This is a genomic window from Paraburkholderia dipogonis (assembly GCF_046027395.1).
In the GTDB taxonomy this organism is placed as follows: domain Bacteria; phylum Pseudomonadota; class Gammaproteobacteria; order Burkholderiales; family Burkholderiaceae; genus Paraburkholderia; species Paraburkholderia dipogonis_A.
On the sequence record NZ_JAQQEG010000049.1, the window covers coordinates 18,429 to 36,415 of the forward strand.

At 63.4% G+C, this 17,987-nt stretch carries 17 protein-coding genes; 7 read left to right on the forward strand and 10 right to left on the reverse strand.

The annotated features are described in order from the left end of the window. Window positions 1–9 precede the first annotated feature (9 nt). Together PQR32_RS35715 and PQR32_RS35720 are read right to left on the reverse strand one after the other, a co-directional pair. Window positions 10–1,212, reverse strand: coding sequence for a CaiB/BaiF CoA transferase family protein (locus PQR32_RS35715; protein ID WP_408238649.1), 1,203 nt, complete (start codon window positions 1,210–1,212; stop codon window positions 10–12). Further along, window positions 1,209–2,975, reverse strand: coding sequence for an acyl-CoA dehydrogenase family protein (locus tag PQR32_RS35720; RefSeq protein WP_408238652.1), 1,767 nt, complete (start codon window positions 2,973–2,975; stop codon window positions 1,209–1,211). Before PQR32_RS35720 ends, PQR32_RS35715 begins: the two co-directional genes overlap by 4 nt. Window positions 2,976–3,106: 131 nt before the next feature. Here PQR32_RS35720 and PQR32_RS35725 point away from each other — a divergent pair, with 131 nt between their 5' ends. Beyond that, window positions 3,107–4,033 (forward strand): LysR family transcriptional regulator, encoded by a 927-nt coding sequence (locus PQR32_RS35725; protein ID WP_408238655.1) that lies wholly within the window; start codon window positions 3,107–3,109, stop codon window positions 4,031–4,033. On the opposite strand, the gene PQR32_RS35730 is transcribed toward PQR32_RS35725, so the two are convergent. Beyond that, on the reverse strand, window positions 4,003–4,320 hold the full coding sequence (locus PQR32_RS35730; protein ID WP_132375150.1) for a single-stranded DNA-binding protein: 318 nt from the start codon (window positions 4,318–4,320) through the stop codon (window positions 4,003–4,005). The two genes, PQR32_RS35725 and PQR32_RS35730, sit on opposite strands and share 31 nt — an antisense overlap. Before the next feature lie 127 nt (window positions 4,321–4,447). Next, a complete protein-coding gene (locus tag PQR32_RS35735) occupies window positions 4,448–5,371 on the reverse strand; it encodes a LysR family transcriptional regulator (RefSeq protein WP_408238658.1) in 924 nt (307 codons plus the stop codon). Between the two features lie 227 nt (window positions 5,372–5,598). Between PQR32_RS35735 and PQR32_RS35740 the strand changes: the two genes are divergently transcribed. Together PQR32_RS35740 and PQR32_RS35745 are read left to right on the forward strand one after the other, a co-directional pair. Further along, window positions 5,599–6,609 carry a glutathione S-transferase family protein gene (locus PQR32_RS35740; RefSeq protein WP_408238661.1) on the forward strand — a complete coding sequence of 337 codons (1,011 nt, stop codon included), beginning with the start codon at window positions 5,599–5,601 and terminating at the stop codon, window positions 6,607–6,609. Between the two features lie 31 nt (window positions 6,610–6,640). Further along, window positions 6,641–7,090, forward strand: a complete 450-nt coding sequence (locus PQR32_RS35745; protein WP_408238664.1) for a VOC family protein — start codon at window positions 6,641–6,643, stop codon at window positions 7,088–7,090. 9 nt (window positions 7,091–7,099) lie between these two features. Here the strand turns inward: PQR32_RS35745 and PQR32_RS35750 are convergent, their stop codons facing one another. Then, on the reverse strand, window positions 7,100–8,008 hold the full coding sequence (locus PQR32_RS35750; RefSeq protein WP_408238667.1) for a LysR family transcriptional regulator: 909 nt from the start codon (window positions 8,006–8,008) through the stop codon (window positions 7,100–7,102). Between the two features lie 151 nt (window positions 8,009–8,159). Here PQR32_RS35750 and PQR32_RS35755 point away from each other — a divergent pair, with 151 nt between their 5' ends. The 3 genes from PQR32_RS35755 (at window position 8,160) to PQR32_RS35765 (ending at window position 10,450) form a co-directional block, all read left to right on the forward strand. Continuing rightward, on the forward strand, window positions 8,160–8,903 hold the full coding sequence (locus PQR32_RS35755) for an SDR family oxidoreductase (RefSeq protein ID WP_408238670.1): 744 nt from the start codon (window positions 8,160–8,162) through the stop codon (window positions 8,901–8,903). Between the two features lie 72 nt (window positions 8,904–8,975). Continuing rightward, a complete protein-coding gene (locus tag PQR32_RS35760; RefSeq protein ID WP_408238673.1) occupies window positions 8,976–9,872 on the forward strand; it encodes an SDR family NAD(P)-dependent oxidoreductase in 897 nt (298 codons plus the stop codon). A 134-nt stretch (window positions 9,873–10,006) separates the two neighbouring features. Further along, complete coding sequence (locus tag PQR32_RS35765; protein ID WP_408238676.1) at window positions 10,007–10,450, forward strand: cyclic nucleotide-binding domain-containing protein; 444 nt, start codon at window positions 10,007–10,009, stop codon at window positions 10,448–10,450. Between the two features lie 51 nt (window positions 10,451–10,501). On the opposite strand, the gene PQR32_RS35770 is transcribed toward PQR32_RS35765, so the two are convergent. From PQR32_RS35770 to PQR32_RS35780, 3 genes are all read right to left on the reverse strand, one after another. Continuing rightward, on the reverse strand, window positions 10,502–11,527 hold the full coding sequence (locus PQR32_RS35770) for an aldo/keto reductase (protein ID WP_408238679.1): 1,026 nt from the start codon (window positions 11,525–11,527) through the stop codon (window positions 10,502–10,504). 109 nt (window positions 11,528–11,636) lie between these two features. Beyond that, window positions 11,637–13,361 (reverse strand): tetratricopeptide repeat protein, encoded by a 1,725-nt coding sequence (locus PQR32_RS35775; RefSeq protein WP_408238682.1) that lies wholly within the window; start codon window positions 13,359–13,361, stop codon window positions 11,637–11,639. Window positions 13,362–13,530: 169 nt separating this feature from the next. Next, the gene (locus PQR32_RS35780; protein WP_408238685.1) at window positions 13,531–14,091 is read right to left on the reverse strand and encodes a DUF4142 domain-containing protein; all 561 of its coding nucleotides are present in this window, start codon (window positions 14,089–14,091) and stop codon (window positions 13,531–13,533) included. Between the two features lie 428 nt (window positions 14,092–14,519). On the opposite strand from PQR32_RS35780, the gene PQR32_RS35785 reads away from it, so the two are divergent. Further along, window positions 14,520–15,497: a chemotaxis protein gene (locus PQR32_RS35785; protein WP_408238688.1), complete on the forward strand. Its 978-nt coding sequence runs from the start codon at window positions 14,520–14,522 to the stop codon at window positions 15,495–15,497. A 272-nt stretch (window positions 15,498–15,769) separates the two neighbouring features. On the opposite strand, the gene PQR32_RS35790 is transcribed toward PQR32_RS35785, so the two are convergent. Both PQR32_RS35790 and PQR32_RS35795 read right to left on the reverse strand, forming a co-directional pair. Continuing rightward, window positions 15,770–16,861, reverse strand: a complete 1,092-nt coding sequence (locus PQR32_RS35790) for an asparaginase (protein WP_408238691.1) — start codon at window positions 16,859–16,861, stop codon at window positions 15,770–15,772. A gap of 92 nt (window positions 16,862–16,953) precedes the next feature. Further along, window positions 16,954–17,883 carry a LysR family transcriptional regulator gene (locus tag PQR32_RS35795; protein ID WP_408238693.1) on the reverse strand — a complete coding sequence of 310 codons (930 nt, stop codon included), beginning with the start codon at window positions 17,881–17,883 and terminating at the stop codon, window positions 16,954–16,956. Between the last annotated feature and the right edge of the window lie 104 nt (window positions 17,884–17,987).

The window sequence follows — 17,987 nt, forward strand, 5'->3', positions numbered from 1 at the left end:
CTGCGGCGGTTATGCCTTGAGCACGCCCGCTTCGAACAGATGCTGCTGAGTGGCGGCGTCGATACCCAATGCGTCGAGCACGTCGCGCGTGTCGGCGCCGAGCGACGGTGGCGCGCTGCGGTACGTGGCCGGCGTGCGCGACAACTTGATCGGCGACGCGGTGCCGCGATACTCGCCCATCTCGACCACCATGCCGCGATGCAAGGTATGCGGGTGCCGCGCCACGACGTCGACGGTTTGCACCGGTCCGCACGGCACGCCCGCGTTGATCAGCGCGTGCGCGAGCGGCTCGCACTCGTACGCGGCGAGCAGGCTTTCGAGCGTGGCCTTCAGCGGCTCGCGATGCGCGCAGCGGCTGCGGTTGTCGACGTAACGCGGATCGTCGGCGAGTTCGGGCACGCCGAGATGCGCGCACAGTTTCGCGAACTGCCGGTCGTTGCCCACCGCGAGAAAGATCGGCGCGGTCGCGGTGCGATAGCTGTCGTACGGCGTGATGTTGGGATGCGCGTTGCCGCTGCGCTGCGGCGTGCGGCCCGAGCCGAAATAGTTCGGCAGATGCGGATGCAGCAGCGACACGCCGCAGTCGTACAACGCGATATCGATCGACTGGCCGTGGCCGCTCTTCGCGCGCTCGGCGAGTGCGAGCAGAATGCCGGCGAGCGCGTTCAGCCCGGTGACCATGTCGACGACCGGCAAGCCGACGCGCGTGGCGGGTCCGTCGCGCTCGCCGTTCACGCTCATCAGGCCGGTCATCGCCTGGATCGCGGCGTCGTAGCCGGGCAAGCCGCCGAGCGGACCGTCGGGGCCGAAGCCTGACACGGCGCAATGAATCAGCTTCGGGAAACGCTCGCGCAGATCGCGCTCGTAGTCCATGCCCCAGCGCCCGAGCGTGCCGGGTTTGAAGTTTTCGACCAGCACGTCGGCGTCTTCGAGCAGCTTCCACAGAATCGCGCGGCCTTCTTCACGCGAGAGATCGACCGCGATGCCCTGCTTGTTGCGGTTCACGCCCGCGAAGTACCACGCGGTGTCGCCGTAGAACGGCGGCCCCCAGCCACGTGTTTCGTCGCCGTCGGGCGGCTCCAGCTTGATCACCTGCGCGCCGTGATCGGCGAGCGCCTGCGTGCAGTAGGGACCGCCGAGCACGCGGCTCAGGTCGATGACCTTGAGGCCTTGCAACGCGCCTTGCTTGCCTTCGTTCACCGATGCGGTCATTGCGCGCTCCCTTGTGGCAACAGTTGCAGCGCTTGTTCGAGCGTGACGCTGCGGCCGTTGACCAAAGCGTCGACTACATCGCTCTCATCCGATGCCGAATGCAAGGCCAGCGGATCGACTGGCAACAGCTTGTGCCGCACCACCAGATGAGCAAGCGCGAGACGCCGGTAATCCGGCGCGAGACGCACGCCTTCGCATGCCATCAGCACAGCGGTGCTCGCGTGATACAACGCGGTGCCCGCTTGCCGGACCCATTCGTCGCGGCCCGAATCCGCCACGCTCGCCAGCGCATCGCACGCACGCGCGAGTGTCGCGCGCAGCAATGCGAGACTGGCCGCCGGCAATCCCGCCGCGCCGAGCAGATCCTGCAGATAGGTGCGCAACGGCTCGAGCGCGCCGTCGCGTTTCGCGGCTCGCGCGATGTCGAGCGCGACGATATTGCTGGTGCCTTCCCAGATCGAGCCGAGATGCGCGTCGCGGACGAGCCGCGCGTCGCTCCACTCTTCGATATAGCCGGTGCCGCCGCGCACTTCCATCGCGTCGCCGGTCACGCGGCGCGCGTCGCGGCAGGCGCGGAACTTGATGAGCGGCGTGAGGATGCGCACGCATTTCGCCGCCTGCCGGTCGCCGGCGTCAGCCTGCTCCAGCAGCAGCGCGATGCGCATGAACATCGAGCGCGCCTGTTCGGCGGGCAGCATCATCTTGAGCAACTGACGCTGCATCAACGGCATGTCGATCAGTTTGCGGCCGAACGCTTCGCGATTGCGGGCGATGTGCAGCGCCTCGGTCAGCGCACGGCGCATCAAACCCGCGGCGCGCACGCCGTTCGACAGACGCGACATGTTGATCATGTCGGCCATCTGATGAAAACCGCGGCCTACTTCGCCGATCAGATACGCGACCGCACCTTCCAGCACAATCTCGCCGCTCGCCATCGAACGGCTGCCGAGCTTGTCCTTCAGACGCACAATCCGGTAGCTGTTGCGCGAGCCGTCCGGCAGCGTCTTCGGCAACAGGAACAGTCCGAGTCCGTTGATGCCGGGCGGCGCCGTGTCCGGCCGCGCGAGCACCATCGCGAGATCGGCGTCGGCGTTCGAGCAGAACCATTTGTCGCCGTACAGGCGCCACGTTTCATCACCGTTCGCATCGGTTTCGAGCGACGCACGCGTGGCAATGCGCGCGACGTCCGAGCCCGCCGCCTGTTCGGTCATGAACATCGCGCCTTGGAACAGTGTGTCGAAATCGCGCGAGGCGAGCATCGGCAGAAAGCGCGCAACCAGTTCCGGCGCGCCGAATTTGCGCAGCGTGCGCGTGAGCGAATCGGTCATGCTGACGGGACAGCAGAGGCCGAATTCCGCCTGCACGAACAGGAAGGTCAGCGCGTACTTCACGAGCGGCGGCGGCGATTTTTTGCCGTCGCGGCTCTCGTGGCTCATTGCGGCAAGTCCCAACTCCGCATAGGCCACGCGTTCCAGCGCGACGTAATCAGGATGCTTGTCGATGCTTTGCAGCGCTTCGCCGCGCCGCGTGCGATGGTGCAATTGCGGCGGATTCTTGTCGGCGGACAGCGCCCACACGTCGAGTTCGTCGGAAGCGCGCTGGCCTAGCGAGACGAGCTGGCTTTCGAGTTCGTGAAACAGCGTGTCGCCGAGATGCAGCTTCAACAGACGCTCGAAGTCAGGATCGCTGGTGAAAAAATTGATGCCCCGGCTGTCGGGAATGTTGGACGAGCCGTGTGCCGGCTGCGCGGTGATTTCGCTCATGCGTGTCTCCTTACTCTGCTATGCACGTTAGTGCTTGTGAGAGGAGCATAGAAGCGGCGTCGATAATCGTCTAATACAACTTATATCCGGTACGATAGCCGCAGCTTATCGATAAAAATCAGGAGACAGCCGTGGACCTGAAGCAATTGCGCTATTTCGTGGCGGTCGCCGAGGAACTGCATTTCGGCCGCGCGGCCAAGCGGCTGTTCATTTCGCAGCCCGCCCTCAGTTTCGACATCCGCAAGTTCGAGGAGCAGCTCGGCGTGCAGTTGCTCGCGCGCACCAACAAGACGGTGTCGCTGACCAATGCCGGCCAGGTGCTGCTCGGCGAAGCGCGCCGCCTGTTATTGCAGGCGAACGAGGCGGAACGCATGACGGTGCGCTCGGCGCACGGCCTCGCCGGCCGCTTGCGCATCGGTTTCGTGAATTCGATGCTGTACCGCGGCATGCCGCAGGCGGTGAAACGCTTCGAGGCCGACTACCCCGGCGTCGAAATCGTCCTGAAGGAGATGAACACCAGCGAACAGGTGCACGCAATCCAGCGCATGCAGATCGACATGGGCTGCGCGCATTGGGGCAATTTTCCGTCCGACGTCATTTCCACGCCGATCTTTTCCGAGCCGTTCCTGTGCTGTCTGCCCGCCGCTCATCCGCTGGCGCGCAAACGCAAGGTCGATCTGCGGGCGTTGGCGCAGGAGCCGTTCATTCTGTTTCCGCGCACCGTGTCGCCGCATTATCACGATCTGATCATCGCGCAGTGCGTGGGAGCGGGATTCAGTCCGTTGATTCGCCATGAGGCGCGCTTGTGGCAGACCGTCGTGACGATGGTCGGCTTCGGCATGGGCGTTGCGCTGGTGCCGTACACGTTGCGTCAGGTGCAGGATCCGAAGGTCGCGTTTTTGCCGCTAACCGGCGAGACGCTGATGTCACAAGTGCTGCTGTTGCGCCGGAGCGGCGACGCGGAGCCTGTGGCGGACCGTTTCGTCGAGTATCTCAGGGACGCCGGTGGCGAGCCGCCGAACACGGCTCATTCATCCGCTTCGCGGCGGCCTTCGTAAGCCGTCAGCATCTTGTGGGCGACCATATCCACGGCCGGTTTGACGAGCCCGTTCTTGTCGGTCCAGACCTTGGGCGTCAACGTGCCGCTCAGCGCGACGCTGTCCGCGTCGCTCAACGCGAGCAGCGCGGTTTGCACGTCGTCGTCGAAAGCGATCACGTTGACGAAAATCGTGTCGCCGTCGTTGGTGGCCGCGCGCACCTTGCAGGTCACGAAACGCCTGCCGTTCTGCCCCGTGCGAATCTGCGCCTCGCCGTACAACCGCCCGCCCACCAGTCCATCGATCATCGCCTTGCTCCTCTTGTTTCGTACCGTGCAGAAAGCAGAATCGCCCAGCACGGCGCGTATGATCCCACGAGAAGCGGCACGGCCTCCATAAAAAGCGCCGCTCGATCGCGGACTGAGGGCGTGAGTATCACGCGCCGATCGTCATATCGACGCCGCGCACGAGGCGTTTGGCAAGCCGCGGTTGCCGCAACTGTTCGAGCCACCACTGCAATGCGCGCCCTTCATGATCGCCGCGCCACGCGACGTACAGCACGTTCGGCTCGCGCGGATCGGAGGTCGCTTTCTCGATCAGCTCGCCCTGCTTCAATAGCGTCGTGACGCGCTGACGCGGCAACCAGCCGACGCCCAGGCCGTCGCGCTGCGCGAGGATTTTCGCGCGCATCGACGGCACGGCGAGGGACGCCTGTCCGCCGATCAAACCGTAGGCACGCCCCGCCGTCGTACGCGATGAATCCGCCACCACCACTGCGCGGTGTTCGAGGATCCGTTCGCGGCCGAGCGTCCCTTCGACGGCCGCCAGCGGATGGCGCGGCGACACCGCGAACACCCACTCCATCACGCCGAGTTCGAACCAGCGCAGGCCGGGAATCGCCGGCGGCTCGTTGGTCGCGCCCACGATCAGATCCGCGCGGCCGTCGCGCAGCGCCTCCCACGTGCCGCTCAATACTTCGTGGGTGAAGCGCAGCTTGACGCCGGAGTCGAGCGCATCGAATGCGCGCACCACCGGCATCAACAGTTCGAATTCGAGAATCTCGTCCGTGACCACCCAAAGACGGTCTTCCCAGCCGCTTGCGATCTGCTTCACGCGCTGCGTCATGCGCGACATGTCGAGCATCAAACGCGCGGCTTCGTCAGCGAGGAGCTGGCCGGCGGCCGTGAGTTGCAGCCGGTAGCGGCGCCGGTCGAACAGCAACGCGTCGAAGCGCGTCTCCAGTTGCCGGGCGGCATGCGAGACCGTGGACGGCGCCTTGCCGAGGCGCGCCGCCGCGCGCGACAGGCTGCCGGTCTCGCGAATCGCGTCGAGCAAAGCCAGTTCGTCTTCCGACAACATGTTCCATTCCTTCGAACGAGTTCGACGGAAAGATGGTACGGCAAAGCGCCGATGCTAGTCCACTATGGAGATATGGCGGCAGCATTGGCGGCAACCACCGTTGGCGTGGGCTTTCGGAAAAGCCGCACGAGCTACCGATGAAGCCCTGCAACCACGGCCGACGCCGCGCCAGGAACATTCGTTGCGCGCGGTCCTGGCACGACGGCGCACGCACAAGGAGCAGCGACATGGGACTTTTAGTGGACGGACAATGGCAGGATCGCTGGTACGACACCAAGTCGACCGGCGGCCGCTTCGTGCGCAAGGACGCGGCGTTCCGCAACTGGGTGACGGCCGACGGTTCGCCCGGTCCGAGCGGCTCCGGTGGTTTCGAAGCGCAAGCGGGACGCTACCATCTGTATGTGAGCCTCGCCTGCCCGTGGGCGCATCGCACCTTGATCGTGCGGGCGCTCAAAGGCCTCGAAGCAATGATCGACGTCTCGGTCGTGCATTGGCTGATGCTGGAAAACGGTTGGACCTTCGCGGACGGCCCCGGCGTCGTGCCCGACAGCGTCAATCACGCGAAGCTACTGCACCAGGTCTATACCGCCGCCGACCCTCACTACAGCGGCCGCGTCACGGTGCCCATCCTGTGGGACAAACAGCGCGCCGCGATCGTCAGCAACGAATCGTCGGAAATCATCCGCATGCTGAATTCGGCGTTCGACGGCATCGGCGCTAAACCCGGCGATTTTTATCCGGCGTTGTTGCGTCCGCAAATCGACGCGATCAACGCGCGCGTCTACGACACGCTGAACAATGGCGTTTACAAGGCAGGCTTCGCCACCACGCAGCAGGCCTACCAAGAAGCCGTCACGCCGCTCTTCGAGACGCTCGACTGGCTCGACGCGCAACTCGCCACGCAACGCTATCTGACCGGCGCGCAACTCACCGAAGCCGATATCCGGTTGTTCACGACGCTGATCCGCTTCGACGCCGTCTATGTCGGCCACTTCAAGTGCAATCTGCGCCGCATCGCCGATTACCGGAATCTGTCCGCCTACACGCGCGATATCTACCAGTTGCCCGGCATTGCGCAGACAGTCGATTTCACGCACATCAAGCGGCATTACTACGAGAGCCACCGCGGCATCAATCCGACCGGCATCGTGCCGCTCGGCCCGGTTCAGGATTTCACCGCGCCGCATGATCGCACGCGGCTTTCGGAATCCGGCTCGTCAACCGCTGCTACTCGCTAGCAGCGCATCCAGCCCAGGAGTAGAAGACATCATGCAAACCAGTCCCGTCACACAAGCACCCCTTCAAGGTCTGCGCGTCAACAACGTGGCGCTCGCCACCGGCGATCTGGATGCCTCGATCGCCTGGTACGAAAAGGTGTTCGGCTTCGTGGTGAGCGAGCGTGGCCGCTTCGATGCAGTCGGCGCGGACTTCGCGATGATCGAAGCGGCGGGTATGCGCATCGAACTGGTATCGCGTCCGTACGCCGAGCATCAGCGGGTCGATCGCACGCCGGCACCCCATCACCTGGACGTGCTCGGCTATAAGGCCGTGGTGTTCGAAACCGACGATCTGGCCGCGGCGACAGCTGCGCTCAGGCAACATGGGGTTGAACTGCTGTGGGCCGATCAGCCGCTCAACGCCGGGCGCAGCTCGACCATGCTGCGCGATCCCGAAGGCAATCTGATCAACATCTTCGGCTCGCGCCGCGTGGCGGCCTGAACGCGCGCGTCATGGCGCGCCACCGGTTGTCGCCGCCGCTTCGAAAATATCGCGCAGCCACTGCGCGAACACCCGCACCCGCGACGACAACTGCCGATTCTGCGGATACAGCACGGACACCGGCATCGGCGGCGGCGGAAAATCCGCGAGAATGATTTTCAGCCGCCCGGTCGCCAGTTCGGCCGCCACCCGGTATTGCGGCACCTGCACGATGCCGAGCCCGGCAAGCGCCGAGCCGGTATAGAGTTCGGTGCCGGTCACCGACACCGCCGACGGCAGGACCATCGCCACCTCGCGGCCCGCCACGCTGAATTCGAGCGGCACGGCCTTGCCTGTCGCGCTCGACAGGTAATTGACGGCCCGATGCGTGGACAGCGCCGACGGATCGGCCGGCTCGCCATACGCGGCGAGATACGCCGGACTCGCGACCGTGACTTGCGGCAGTTGCGCGACGCGCCGCCCCACCATCGACGAATCCTGCAGATTGCCCGCCCGCAGCACGCAGTCGACGCCCTCCCGCACCAGATCGACGAGCCGGTCATCTTCGCCGATGGTCAGTTCGATTCCGGGAAAGCGCGCGAGAAACGCCGGCAGCGCCGGCACCACGAAGTGCCGCGCCAGCGTGCCCTGCAAATTCACCCGCAACAGTCCCTTGGGCGCGAGGTTCGAAAACGATCCCTCGGCTTCCTCCATGTCGGCAATCAGACGCACGCAGCGGCGGTAGTACGCCTCGCCGTCGTGCGTGAGACGCACCGTGCGCGTGGTGCGCTCGAGCAGCCGCGCGCCGAGCCGCTGCTCCATGCGCTTCATCAGGTTGGTCACGGTGGCGCGCGGGATCTGCAGATCGTCCGAGGCGCGCGTGAAGCTTTGCCGCTCGGCAATCCGTATAAAAACCCGCATTTCCTCGAAACGATCCATGTTCGGAGCCTGTTTGTGACGCCTGTCGGGCGGCGCGCGCGCCAATTGTTAAAGTAAATGGAATGATGATGGCCAGTTTAACCCGATTATCTATGCCCGGAAAGCGTCCATGATTCACCTCACCCACCCAACAGACTCAAGGAAACGAATCATGAACACGCTCAAAAACGCCCAGGTCGCTATCGTCACCGGCGCGTCCCGCGGCATCGGCGCGGCGGTTGCGCAACGTCTGGCCAAGGACGGCTTCGCGGTCGCGGTCAATTACGCGTCCAGTTCGGCCGAAGCCGATGCGCTTGTCGCGGAACTCACGGCGGCCGGCACTCAAGCCATCGCGGTGAAGGCCGACGTGTCGAACGCCGATGACGTGCGCCGCATGTTCGAGATCACCGAACAGCAGCTCGGCAAGGTGGACGTGCTGGTCAACAACGCGGGCGTGCTCAAGACGGTGCCGCTCGCCGACACCAGCGACGCGCTCTACGACCAGACCTTCGACATCAACGTGCGCGGCACCTTCAACACCTTGCGCGAAGCAGCTACGCGCATGAACGAGGGCGGGCGCATCGTCAACTTTTCGAGCACCACGCTGGCGCTGAACATGCCGGGCTATGCGATCTACAACGCGACCAAGGCGGCCGTCGAAGCGTTCACGCACGTGTTCGCCAAGGAACTGCGCGGCCGCAACATCACCGTCAACGCCGTGGCGCCGGGTCCGATCGCGACGTCGCTGTTCCTCGACGGCAAGACCGAAGAACAGATCCAGACCTTCGCGAAGATGCCGCCGCTGCAACGCCTCGGCCAGCCGGACGATATCGCCTCGGTGGTGGCGTTCCTCGCCGGTCCGGACGCGGGTTGGGTCAACGGTCAAATTCTGCGCGCCAACGGCGGCATTGCCTGACGCGCTCGACACGCGTTGTCTCTGGGCAGGCTCTGACGAGCCGCCTCACTTTCATCGAATCGGAGAAGAAAAATGCAGAAGCAGATCATCCTCGTGACGGGCGCCGGTACGGGTATCGGCAAACTCAGCGCACAGTCGCTCGCTGAAGCCGGTCACATTGTCTACGCGACCATGCGCGATGTCGAAGGGCGCAACAAACCGCGCGCCGACGAATTGCGCACGCTCGCCAAAGCGAAGGACATCCAGTTGCATCCGCTCGAACTCGACGTGTTATCGCAAGCATCGGCTGATGCCGCGGCGGCGACGATCGTCCGCGAACAGGGACGGCTCGACGTGGTGATGCAGAATGCCGGGCATCTGGTGGTCGGCCCGAGTGAAGCGTTCACGCCCGAAGAAATGATGAAGGTGTTCGACACCAACCTGTTCGGCGCGCAGCGCGTGAACCGCGCCGTGCTGCCCTATCTGCGCCTGCAGGAAGCGGGCTTGATGCTGTGGGTCAGCAGTTCGACGACCAAGGGCGGCTTTCCTCCCTTTCTCGGCCCGTACGGCGCCGCGAAGGCCGCGATGGATTCGCTGGCGGTTTCGCTCGCGTATGAGATCGCTCGCTTCGGCATCGAGAGCTCGATCGTGGTGCCGGGCGCGTTCACACGCGGCACCGCTCACTTTCCGAGCGCGGGCAAGCCGGCCGATACCGAACGGGCCGCGGCCTACGCACGCTACGACGGCGTGATGGATCAGATCGGCCAGCGCCTGTCCGAACTGACGCCCGACGACGCCGATCCGCAAGCCGTGGCCGATGAAATCGTGCGGATCGTCGGGCTGCCTTCAGGCGAGCGGCCGATGCGTTCGGTGATCGACTTCGTCGGCGACGGCGCACGCGAGGTGCTCGACGTGTCGGAGCGTGTGCGGATCGAGTTCGCCAGGCGAATCGGTATGGGCGATTTGCTGGAAGCACGGATTCAACGTTAAGCGTGGCGTCAAGGCATACCACCGTGAAAGCAGTCTCGCTGATCGCATGCGCCGTGTTGCTGCCGGTTCTCATCGGCGCATGCGATGCCCAACCTCAACCGTCCGACGCGTCCGTCGCTACGAGGAGCACGACTATGAAACCCTCGGTCACGTACCTTCATTTGCTGAAGCACACGCCGTTCTTTACGAGCCTGACGACCGCTCAACTGCGATGGGTGATCGGCCACTCGCATGAATGGGAAGCGCAGGCCGGCACGGTCGTCGCGCGATGCAACGACAGCGCGGCAACCGCTGAGGATCAGGCCATGTGGATTCTGCTGGACGGCGGCTGGCAAATCGACTCCGGTTCGCATGCGTATGCGGCGGACCACGCAAGCGCGGGCAAGTGGTTCAGCGCGGCGGCGGCGCCCGGCACGGCGTGCCGCCTCGTCACCACCGAGCACAGCTACGTGATGAAGATCGAACGCGCCGACTTCGATGCCATGCTCGCGCAAGGCTTTGCCTTTGGCCCGCATCTCGACGCCGGGCGCCACTACTACAGCGAACTGTTCGCCGCTCCAGCCGAACTCGCGAAATGAGTCCGAACCGGAGCACGTTGTCACGCAGCGTGCCTTGAGGCGAAAGCGCGCTTACACCGCCTTCGGATTGCGTTCCAGGAATCCTTCCTGATGCCAGTACGGATAAGCGGGACGCACGGCACTCGCCGCGTCGAGCTTCGCCACCTGCTCGGGCGTCAGATTCCAACCCACCGCACCGAGGTTCTGCCGCAACTGTTCCTCGTTACGCGCGCCGATCAGCACCGTCGACACCGTAGGCCGCTGCAGCAACCAGTTCAGCGCGATCTGCGGAACCGTCTTGCCGGTTTCGGCCGCGATCTCATCGATCGCATCGAGCACGCGGAACAGATATTCGTCCGGCACCGGCGGCCCCATGTCGGCGGTTTTATGCAGACGGCTAGAATCGGGCAGCGGCTGGCCGCGCTTGATCTTGCCGGTGAGACGCCCCCAGCCGAGCGGACTCCACACCACCGCGCCCACACCTTGATCGACGCCGAGCGGCATCAGCTCCCACTCGTAATCGCGTCCGACCAGCGAATAGTAAGTCTGATTCGCGACGTAGCGCGGATAGCCGTAGCGATCCGCCACGTCCTGCGACTTCATCAGATGCCAGCCGGAGAAATTCGACACGCCGGTGTAGCGGATCTTGCCGGCGCGCACGAGATCGTCGAGCGTGGACATGACTTCGACGACCGGCGTTCTGGCGTCGAAACCGTGCAACTGGAACAGGTCGATGTAATCGGTTTGCAAGCGCTTGAGCGCCGCGTCCACCGCCTGAATCAGATGGAAGCGCGACGAGCCGACGCTGTTCGGTCCATCGTCGAAACGGAAGGTCGCCTTGGTCGAGATGATCGCCTTGTCGCGCTTGCCCTTGAGCGCTTCACCGAGCACCGACTCGGACGCGCCGCTCGAATAGATGTCCGCGGTGTCGAACATGGTGACGCCCGCATCGAAGCAGATGTCGAGCAGACGCCGCGCCTCGGCGACGTCGGTCGCGCCCCACGCCTGGAAAAACTCGCCCTTGCCGCCGAACGTGCCCGTGCCGAAACTCAGTACCGGCACCTTGAAACCGGATGCACCCAGATGTCTGTATTCCATTGATGAATCTCCGTGGCTTAGCCGTCGATAAACGGACATTCAGTCTACGCGCGTCCGCGCAAACGCGTCGGCCAGCGCGCAGGGAACGTGGCGGGCGCGAACGGTATCATTATCGTGGATGCGCCGCGCCCGCAGCCAATGTGCTCAGAGCGTCGCGCGCGGCTTGCATCACGCTGTCCCAATCGCCGAGCGCCGGCTGCCTGAACAAGCGGGCACGCGGATACCACGGCGTATCGGTGCGCTCCAGCATCCAGCGCCAGCAGGTGTCGAAGCGGTTCAGAATCCAGACCGGCTTGTCGAGTGCGCCGGCGAGATGCGCGGTGGACGTGTCCACGGAAATCACCAGGTCAAGGTTCGTCACCAACGCTGCGGTGTCGGCGAAGTCGTTGAGTTCTTCCGTGTAATCGATCACATGTTCGCCCCGCTCGTCGCTTTTGAGTTGCTGTGCTGCCGGTCCTTTTTGCAGGCTGAAGAACTGCACGTTAGTCACCTCAAGAAGCGGCGCAAGTTGTGCGAAAGCGATCGAACGGCGCGCATCGTTCTTGCGAAGCTCCGCGACATGCGGCCGGTTTCCGCCGGCCCACACGAGTCCGACTTTCAGGCGGCCATCTGTTTGCGCATGAATCCGGTCGCGCCATTGGCGAGTGGCTTCCGCATCCGCGAAGAGATAAGGCGTTGTCGATGGAATGCTGTCGAGGCCGGTCTTGAATGCGAGCGGCAGACTCAGCAGTGGACAGTGGCAATCGAATGATGGCAGCGTGTGGCCACTTTCGATCAACTGGTCCACGCCTTCGAGCGTGGACATAACGCGCGTCAACTCAAGCGGCACTTCGAGCACGACCTTCGCACCGAGTTCCGACACCAGCGCGGCATAGCGGCAAAACTGCAGCGTGTCGCCGAGGCCCTGCTCCGCGTGCAACAGAATCGTCTTGCCGTCGATCGAAAAATCGCCCAGCCAAAGGGGTTGCGCAAAACTGCGCCGGCTTGCCTTGATGCGGGTGCGCTCCCAGCGCCATTCATATTTTTTCCAGCCGGCTTCAAGCTGTCCCATTTGCAGCAGGCACAGTGATTCGTTCCAATGCGTTTCCGCAGCCGTGGGATTCACGGCCAATGCGCGTTCGTAACTCTCAAGCGCTTGCGCGTGCTGGTTGAGATCGATCTGCGTAAGGCCGAGATTGTTCCAGGCATCGGCGAATGCCGGGGCCAATTCGAGTGCGCGATGGTAGCTGCGTTCCGCTTCTTCCGGCTGGTTCAGGTCACTGAACGCGTTGCCGCGGTTGCTCCACGCGTCCGGATAGTTCGGTTGCAGCGCGAGCGCGTGGTCGCAGCTTGCGAGCGCATCGGCGGGACGGCCCAGATCGCGTAGTACGCATGCGCGGTTGTTCCAGGCCTGCGCGAAATCCGGCATCAGCGCAATCGCGCGATCGAAACTGCCGAGCGCATCGAGCGGCCGATTCAGGCCGGCTTGCGCATTGCCGCGATTGTTCAGGGCATCGGGGAATTTGGGCTGCAAAGCCAGTGCGCGATCGGCACTCGCCAGGGCTTCGTCGAAACGCCGCAAGGCGTTCAACGCATAGGCGAGATTCGAATGAAGCGGCGCCTGTTTCGCGTTGATGGCAAGCGCTTTCCTGAGTAGCTCGACGCCCTCTTGCAGACGGCCCGCTTGCAGCGTCAGCGCGCCCAGCAATTGCAGCGCGTCGAAATGACGGGGTTTGAGTTCGAGAATCTCGCGATAGAGTTCCTCGGCCTCGGCGAATGCGCCGTTCTGCTGAAGTGCGACGGCTTGCCGAAGCATATGGTCCAACTGTTGCGGCAGATTGGCAGGCTTGCTCATGCGGAGAGCTTTGATTGAATGCGCGTGAGAATGGTGGGAGCTTTCGAAGTATGCGCGTCACCCAAGATCATGCGCGCAGCGGACTCGAAAGAGCGAAGCCGATTATCGCCGAAAACCACGCATTCGAACGGCGGCGCGTCACGCCGCAACGTGACGCGCGTTGAACCGCTTATTGCGCGGTCGACAGATGCTTACGCTTGGCGAGATCCTGCGCCATCGCGTAGTGCTCCTGGATCGTCGGCAAGGCCTTCTTCGCCGCGTCCTTCAACTGTTCGTCGCGGCCTGAAGCGATTTCCGCCTGGAATGCCGACAGCGCTTTCTGTTCGCCGGCAAGCGCGACCTGCTCGATGTACGCCTTGTCGAAGTCGGCGCCACGCAGGTTGTTGATGCTCGCGAGCACGGCTGCGTCGGGGTCGTTCTTCGGCACGTCGACGCCGCGTGGGCTCGCCGCGCGCAGTGCGTCGGAGATTTTCGCGTTGTCGGTGGAGACGCGCTCGGCGAATGCCTTGACGTCGCGATCGGTCGAACGCGAGGTCGCGATGCGGGCGGCGTCGCGTTGCGTCGCCACGGCCTTGGTGCCGTCCGCGATGAACGTCTGGTCGGCGGCATGCAGGCGGCCGGCGTCGGCCGCGGCGGCTGCCGGGGTTGTTTGAGCGTTGGCCGCGCCGGCGACGACGAGCAGTCCAGCCATGCAGGCGCTGGTGAGAGTGGCGAGAGGCAAGCGGATCATACGTTCTCCTTGAGGTGGAAGCGAACAACAGCGATGCGTGTGCGCCTCAGGCGTCGTGCCTGTCGACTGCGCGGTTACCTTGCAGTCAGCTTGCGAGCCGCTGACGGCGCCACGCTTTTATCGCTGTGAATTCTAGAAGGCGCGCTGTGCGGCATGTGATACGACGCTGTCGCTTCTGTAACCTTAGGTAACCTTCATATGAATGCCTTGACAGGCCTGTATTGCGGCCGCCGCGTTGGTGTCCGTACGTTTTCCGCTTCGCTTGTCCCCAATATCGGTTGCGCGTTAACCAGAGCATGCGAGGAAAACGGCGTGAATCGCTGAACTTTCCGTGCGCCGCGCCGATAACAGAAAGGTAGGGCGCGCGCCAGGATCGAACGCAACGGTTGCATGGCGCATCACACGCACCGCAATCCTGGAGAGATTCGATGGCAGTAGAAAACCGCGCGAACGATGAACGCAGCAACCTGACGAGCTCCAACAAGTTCGAGTTGTTGCTGTATCGGCTAGGCTCCGTGCCCGGCAGCGATGCGCACGAGCTTTATGGCATCAACGTCTTCAAGGTGCGGGAAATCTCGACGATGCCGACGGTTACGCCGATCGCCGGTTCGTCGCCGTTTGTGATGGGCGCTGTGGATATTCGCGGGCAGATCATTCCTGTGATCGATTTGCCGCGGCTGATGGGGTGTGAGCCGACGCGCGGGCTGAATATTTTGTTGGTGACGGAGTTTGCGCGGTCGACGCAGGCGTTTGCGGTTGAAGAAGTCGACGATATCGTGCGGCTGGAGTGGAATCAGGTTTTGTCCGCCGAAGGTGCGGCTGGGGGCAATCTCGTTACTAGCATTGCGCGGATCGATGGGAATACTGGTGATTCGCGGTTGGCGCAGGTGATCGATGTCGAGCAGGTTTTGCGGGATGTGTTTCCGTCACAGCATCCTAGTGTGGATCCGACTTCCGTTGGGGAGGCGCTGGGGATTCGGCGTGGAGCGAAGATTCTTGCTGCTGATGATTCTGGGTTTGCTCGGAAGCTCATTGAGCAGGCTTTGAGTGCTATTGGGGCGGATTATGTCATGACCAAGACGGGGGAAGAGGCCTGGAATACGTTGCAGCAGGTTGCGCGCGAGGCGCAGGCTAAAGGGACTCGTGTCAAGGATAGTATTGCACTTGTTTTGACTGATCTTGAGATGCCTGAGATGGATGGGTTTATGCTTACTCGGCAAATCAAGGCTGATGAGCGGACTCGCGATATTCCGGTGATTATTCATTCTTCTCTTACCGGGGCCGCGAATGAGGCGCATGTGAAGAATGCTGGGGCTAATGGGTATGTGGCGAAGTTCGCCGCTTCGGAGTTGGCGGATGCTATTCGGAATGCAATTGGGGTTGTGCCTTCTGGGGTTGCTGCTTGAGGAGGGGGTTTTTGTTTGTTATCCTTAATTTGTTGGCCTTTCCTTGTTGTCGTGGTGGTCTATTAGTGTTGCCCCTGTGCGGGGCGGCACCTACTTTCTTTGCATGCCGCAAAGAAAGTAGGCAAAGAAAGCGGCTTCACACCGCTAGCTCATAAGCGGGGCCCTCGCGCAGTTGCGGTAGTGGTGCATCTGGAATCTGTGTTCTCGCACACTCCCCCCTTGTGACAAAGCCGTCATTCTTCCGGCGGCGCTGCGCGCGCCGTTGCGGTCGTTCATCGAGCGACGAGTTCCGGTGCGCGTTTGAGCGCGACCGAAAATGTTATTCGGCTCGTTGGGATGCCCATTGTGTTCAACATCTTCGGTGCGTGAAACGCCGCGAGCTTCGCTCGTTGTTCCGGTGTCCCGATCTCTAGCGACGCAAGCAGTTCCGCGACCACCGCATACAGTACGCCAACGTTGCCGTCCTCGATTTTTACTGCGATGCCCAGCGCGCCGTGCGCGCCCGCCCTCTTCGTCTGCCCGGATGCTCGTACGCCTATCGCGTAGCTGCCGTCCGCGCCCACCTTGCCAACTAGTGCGCCGTCGAAGGCTTGCATCAATTGCGTGCAGAAGCGGCCCTCGCCCGCTACCCATTCCGGATACGTTGTCATCGCGCGGTAAATTCGGGCGAGCGCCGTCGTGCGCGATGTGATGGACTGTGCGTTCGACGATACGTCGTCCTCTGCGGCGGCTAGCTTCGCGAACAGGCGTGCCAGGCGGTCCAGCGGAAACGCAGGGGTCGGTAGATTGCAGCCGTCTGTCGCCCATTGCACGGCGTCGTCGGGTAAATCGCAGACGTCGGCGACCGTGTGTTTTACTCGCACCTGCAATGGATGGTCGGGTTGTTCATACCCAGCTATCGATGCCCCGATCGATTGCGCGCCGGCCAGCATGCCGGCGTGTTTGCCGGAACAGTTGCTGCATACGGCGCTCGGTTTGAAGTCGCGCTTGAGCCAGTCGATGTAGACGGCGTCAGATAGCGGCGGATGGCCGCCGCAGCGCAAGTCGGCTTCGCTCGCCTGCGCCTTGGCCAGCATCTGTCGAGTGCGCTCGATATGGCGCGCCTCGCTGCTGTGCGAGCCGCACATCAGCGCCAAGTCGGCTTCGTCGAAGCCGAAACGCTCCAGTGCGCCGGTTTCCAACACCGCTAACGCTTGTGCGGGCTTCGCCGCGGAACGTGCCAGCGTCATGCGTGACGGATCGCCGAATGACGCCAATAGGCGGCCGTTCGCGTCGACCACCGCGACGTGCGCCAAGTGCGTGTTCTCAATCGAAGCGCCGCGATAGACAGTCGCCGCAATCGGTCCGGTTTCGCGCATGCTCATGCTGGTTCTCCTCTGATCGATCGAATCGCTGGGACTGCATTGAATCATGGATTACGCGGGAGATTCTACTTTCGTCTCGCGTGCAGTGGTTCTCATGCGGTATCGAGCGTATCGTGAAGATGCTCGACAAGGTAATCGATCAATGCCCTCACCTTCGGCGGCAAGAAACGATTCGGCGGATACAGCAGCCACACCGAGCCGACGTAGGCGCGCGCTTCAAGATTCCAGTCCGGCAAGACCTGCACGAGTTCGCCGCTCTGCAGTGATTCCGAGGCTGCAAATTCCGGTACGCATGCGACGCCGAAATCCTGCAGCGCGGCTTCGAGTCGCGCGCCAGCATGATTGGCGATGTAGCGCCCCCTCACGTCGACGCTCTGTGTCTCCGTGCCGCGGCGAAAGCGCCAACGGTTGTCGTCGGCGGTCTCGCCGAGGTAGATGCAGGCGTGCTTCTGCAGATCGCGTGGCTGCGCCGGTGTGCCACGCTCGCGCAAATACGCCGGCGACGCCACCAGCAGCCAGCGCACCGCGCCCAACCGGCGCCCCGCGAGTCCCTGCGGCGGATGCTCGGTCAGACGGATTACCAGATCGACATCGTCGGTGAGCGGGTCGACGTCGTGGTCGGTGAAGAGGAGTTGCAGGTCGACTTCGTCGTAGGCGCCCAGGAAGCCGGGAATGAGCGGGTGAATCACGGACTTCGCGAACTGGGTCGGCGCGCTCACGCTCACCTTGCCTTGCGGTCTGCCTGCCAGTTGCCCGGCGGCGTCCACCGCGCCCGACGCGGCGCTCACCATGTCGCGACAGAATCGCGCCACCTGGGCACCCGATTCCGTCACCCGCACCGTGCGCGTGGAGCGCTCGAGCAAACGGGTCGCCAGCGCGTCTTCGAGACGCTTGATCTGACGGCTGACCGTGGACGGCGTGCTGCCGAGTTGCCGCGCCGCCACCGAGAAATTGCCGGCGTCGACGACGCGCGCGAAAACCGCCATGTCCGGCAGCAAGGCGAAAAGCTCGGTTGGGGTCATCGTTCTGGGTCCGCGAGTGTGGTCTTTCTATTAATGCATCTGTGACATAAAGGCTGTGCGCCGAGACCCGATTATCACGCTTGGCGCAAAGTTCGACAATACGG

Coding starts and splice junctions, on each gene's coding strand:
- PQR32_RS35795 (WP_408238693.1), bottom strand. CDS start 17,883: ATGACCCCAACCGAGCTTTTCGCCTTGCTGCCGGACATGGCGGTTTTC.
- PQR32_RS35720 (WP_408238652.1), bottom strand. CDS start 2,975: ATGAGCGAAATCACCGCGCAGCCGGCACACGGCTCGTCCAACATTCCC.
- PQR32_RS35785 (WP_408238688.1), top strand. CDS start 14,520: ATGGCAGTAGAAAACCGCGCGAACGATGAACGCAGCAACCTGACGAGC.
- PQR32_RS35765 (WP_408238676.1), top strand. CDS start 10,007: ATGAAACCCTCGGTCACGTACCTTCATTTGCTGAAGCACACGCCGTTC.
- PQR32_RS35735 (WP_408238658.1), bottom strand. CDS start 5,371: ATGTTGTCGGAAGACGAACTGGCTTTGCTCGACGCGATTCGCGAGACC.
- PQR32_RS35760 (WP_408238673.1), top strand. CDS start 8,976: ATGCAGAAGCAGATCATCCTCGTGACGGGCGCCGGTACGGGTATCGGC.
- PQR32_RS35775 (WP_408238682.1), bottom strand. CDS start 13,361: ATGAGCAAGCCTGCCAATCTGCCGCAACAGTTGGACCATATGCTTCGG.
- PQR32_RS35715 (WP_408238649.1), bottom strand. CDS start 1,212: ATGACCGCATCGGTGAACGAAGGCAAGCAAGGCGCGTTGCAAGGCCTC.
- PQR32_RS35770 (WP_408238679.1), bottom strand. CDS start 11,527: ATGGAATACAGACATCTGGGTGCATCCGGTTTCAAGGTGCCGGTACTG.
- PQR32_RS35740 (WP_408238661.1), top strand. CDS start 5,599: ATGGGACTTTTAGTGGACGGACAATGGCAGGATCGCTGGTACGACACC.
- PQR32_RS35790 (WP_408238691.1), bottom strand. CDS start 16,861: ATGAGCATGCGCGAAACCGGACCGATTGCGGCGACTGTCTATCGCGGC.
- PQR32_RS35755 (WP_408238670.1), top strand. CDS start 8,160: ATGAACACGCTCAAAAACGCCCAGGTCGCTATCGTCACCGGCGCGTCC.
- PQR32_RS35750 (WP_408238667.1), bottom strand. CDS start 8,008: ATGGATCGTTTCGAGGAAATGCGGGTTTTTATACGGATTGCCGAGCGG.
- PQR32_RS35780 (WP_408238685.1), bottom strand. CDS start 14,091: ATGATCCGCTTGCCTCTCGCCACTCTCACCAGCGCCTGCATGGCTGGA.
- PQR32_RS35745 (WP_408238664.1), top strand. CDS start 6,641: ATGCAAACCAGTCCCGTCACACAAGCACCCCTTCAAGGTCTGCGCGTC.
- PQR32_RS35730 (WP_132375150.1), bottom strand. CDS start 4,320: ATGATCGATGGACTGGTGGGCGGGCGGTTGTACGGCGAGGCGCAGATT.